Source organism: Lentiprolixibacter sp. (assembly GCF_982873095.1).
Genome location: NZ_CEYNTP010000266.1, coordinates 1 through 3469 on the forward strand (window position 1 = coordinate 1; position 3469 = coordinate 3469).

Here is a 3469-nt window from a genome sequence, read left to right on the forward strand (position 1 = left end):
CAATGAACGGATCGTCCTCAACCGTATTTACCCGGCTTTGATCGAGACCACTATTGTAGTACGATAAATTCGCACCAAAGGTGAAATTACTTTTATCGCTCAGTTTTACCCCGTAAGCGTAGTTGGCCAGTACCCCGTAATTGCGGAGCACCCCTTCTGTTTGGGTGTACAGGCTGATCCCAAGCCCGGTACGGTCGTTCATTCGTCCGCTGTAACTCAGGAAATAGGTCTGGTTGTTGTCATCAAAAGATACCGACTGGTTTCTGTGTAAGAGATTGATATACGACTTGTCTTCCCTTACCGTGGAAAAGGTAGGGTTGATCAAAAACCGGTTGAATTTCAATAAGTTCTGTGAAGGAACATCATATGAAATAAACGGACTTTCTTCCTGAGCGCTGACGGTAAACGTCAGGGCCAGGAAGAAAAATATCGCATAGACAAATCTCAGTTTCATGGTTGGTTTAGCGGATGACGGTTATAGTGCCTTGTTTGAGCACTTCAGATTCTTGGCGGATCTTATAGTAGAACACCATATTTTGCCGCGAGAATGAAGTGGACGATTGAGGCCAGTTGTTTTGGTAGTTGAATACGTTTAGTACTTCTTCTCCCCTGTCGTTATAAATAATGATATTTACATCGCTCTTGTTGGAATAGGAGTTTGGGATCACCCATAGATCGTTAATACCATCACCATTTACAGAGATCACATTGGGCACCTTAAAGGTGTCCTGGTATTCAACTGTAATGGCCCGGGAAACCTCACAGTTTCCAATCATGGCAATCAGCAGGAAACTACCCTCTTCCGTAAAGGTCATGGAAGAAGTCGTACTCATTTCTATATTGTTTTCATCAAGCCAACGATAGGAGTCTCCTCCGCTGGCGGTCACTGTTCTGGAGGTGCCTTCGGGGAACACTACATTGTCTGGTGAGTCCAGGGAGATCAAATTCGGATCAAGCGGGCTGATCACCACTTCGTTGGACGTCAGTGGACATCCGTTTCGATCCAGCGTAAGCTGATAGCTTCCGGGTTCTGTGGTATCCAGGGTTTCTGAGGACACATTCAGATTTACACCATCGCGGAACCAGGAGAAGGTTTCTCCACTGAGGTTCGTACCTGTACTTATAGTGATGACCTCAGAAGGGCCACAGCTCGTGAGGCTGGTACTGCTGATAGACAATACTTCGTTGACCAGCAGACGAACGGAAAGCGGATTGGAAGTATCGGTATATCCGCCAATCGCGATATCGGCTTCATAATCCCCGTTTTCACTAATGTCTGTAAGGCTGATACTATTAGATGTAGCCCCTGACACATTTACACCATCCTTCTTCCACTGGGTACTGATACTCGGAGTCAGTTGTCCGGTAACATCCAAAGTACTTCCCCCCGCGATTTCTGCGGTGAGGGTGCTGATTTCCAGAACGATGTCTGTATTTACACACTCAGTATAGGAAGAAGCATAGGCAATAGTAGCTTGTATACTAACAGGAACGGCAACTGTGGTGCTTTCAGAATCAATTGAGGTAGAAGCACAGGCCCCTCCACTGAGGGATACCCTGGCAAAATAAACTCCACTGTCTGTCTCGCCAACAGTAAGCGTATTGCTGGTGGCACCGGAAATGGCAGCCCCGTCTTTATACCACTGGTAGGTAGGCGAGGAAGCATCCGTAGTTACACTCAGGGTTTCTGTGAATCCCGGAAGTACAACAAGTTCTGCAGGGTTGTCCCTGTTCACGGTAAAGTCACCCGCATTGGTAATGGTAACGGCGGCCGAACGCTCAACGCAAGCACCAGGACCAAATACTTCTACTTCATAGTCCCCTTCGAACCCAGTGCTCGAAGCATCTACGGTAAAAGTGTCGTTATCTACAGTCGGAGAGGTAATCGCTGTACCGTCCTTAAACCAGGTATAGGTCAGGCCCATCCCGGTAATGTTGGCAACAAGGTCAACCGTTTCCCCGGAGCACAAACTTGTTTTTGCCGGAGGATTAATGGCGATTCCCAGGCTGCTGCCTACGGTGACATCAATAAGGTTGGATAAGGTATTCCCGGATCCTGAACAGGAGCCGTAATCGATCTCCACGTTGTACATTCCCCCTTGTGAAACGCTTATAGACGGACCTTTATCTGCCAAGGGCGTTCCACTACGGTACCAGTTGTACTGGTAAGTTCCCGCATTGGCCAGGTCGTATACCTCCAGGGTAATGGAATTGCCATCACACACCTGGGCGGTCCCGTCACCGAAATCAGCCTGGCCCTGGGGCCGTATGGTCAATCCGGTGTTAATGTCAATATAGTACATGGGATATGCTACCGAAGCCGGACTTGTAACAGCCGGACTGGTACTGCGCACGCGCATTCTGTAGCCTTCCCCCCTGGTAGTTGTAGGCAGGGCAAATTGAAAATAAAAATCAAAATTGGTATTCTTGGAACCGTCGCGAACCAGCTCTACAGGATCACTGAAGTCCCCATTGGCGTCCGAAAGCTCCAGGATAAATTCGTTATCCGCATTTACCAGAGGCGGACTCCAGGTGAAATTCACCCAATAGTCGTTAAAAGAATCTGAGGCACAGGCCTGGGACCAGGGAGAACTCCCGGCAGGGGGCGTCTGGTTGGGCGCAGCCTCAGGGGCATTGAGTACCTGACCTTGCACTGCTGTAGCGAACAGCAGGGAAAAGATCCAGAAAATACTTTGCAGAGTTGTGCGTAATTGTGGTTTCATAGGTCGTAGTTTTGGGGAACTACAGTTTTACCGTTCAATTCGGGATGTTCGGTCAAAACCGTAAGACGTTCATTAAATCTTCGTGTTGATACTTTCTCATTACGTACTCTTGGTGGCCGAACATATTATTCAAAAACAAATATGAATTATTCTCCCCGCCCCCAGAATTTATTGTTGTAGGGCTATTTAAATATGTTGTGAAATGCATTTATTGTATGGTGAGGGGAATTTCTACCCCGCCAATCCTGCATTTTTCCTACATTTGTCCATTAAAATTTGCAGTATGAGCGCCTCATCCAAATCGCTGAATTTTATCGAGCATATCATCGAGGAAGATTTGAAAAAAGGCTTTCCACGGGAAAAGCTGCGTTTTCGTTTTCCGCCAGAGCCCAATGGCTATCTCCATATTGGGCATGCCAGTAGCATTTGCCTCAATTTTGGCCTGGGGATTCAATACAAAGCACCGGTGAACCTGCGCTATGACGACACCAACCCCACCAAAGAAGAGCAGGAGTTTGTCGACGCGATTAAAAAGGACGTGGAATGGCTTGGCTATCAATGGGATACAGAGTGCTACGCTTCGGATTATTTTCAGCAGTTATACGATTGGGCGCTGCAGTTGATACGCGAAGGGAAGGCCTATGTAGACAGCCAGAGCTCTGAAGAAATGGCCCAACAAAAAGGCACCCCCACCGAACCTGGCACTAATAGCCCCTACCGGGAGCGATCTGTTGAAGAAAACCTGC

Annotated in this window: 3 protein-coding genes; 1 reads left to right on the forward strand and 2 read right to left on the reverse strand. The window is 47.8% G+C overall.

The window, feature by feature from the left end:
• Positions 1-454, reverse strand: a 454-nt coding sequence (locus AC4E7D_RS12880) for a PorP/SprF family type IX secretion system membrane protein (protein ID WP_490174195.1), incomplete at its 3' end; no start/stop codon positions are given.
• Between the two features lie 7 nt (positions 455-461).
• A complete protein-coding gene (locus tag AC4E7D_RS12885) occupies positions 462-2723 on the reverse strand; it encodes a T9SS type B sorting domain-containing protein (RefSeq protein WP_490174196.1) in 2262 nt (753 codons plus the stop codon).
• Positions 2724-3006: 283 nt separating this feature from the next.
• On the opposite strand from AC4E7D_RS12885, the gene AC4E7D_RS12890 reads away from it, so the two are divergent.
• A partial coding sequence (locus tag AC4E7D_RS12890) for a glutamate--tRNA ligase family protein (RefSeq protein ID WP_490174197.1) occupies positions 3007-3469 on the forward strand: 463 nt, incomplete at its 3' end.

What these genes read in the sequence shown, in the direction of transcription:
- AC4E7D_RS12885 (WP_490174196.1), bottom strand. Translation starts at nt 2,723, where the DNA reads ATGAAACCACAATTACGCACAACTCTGCAAAGTATTTTCTGGATCTTT.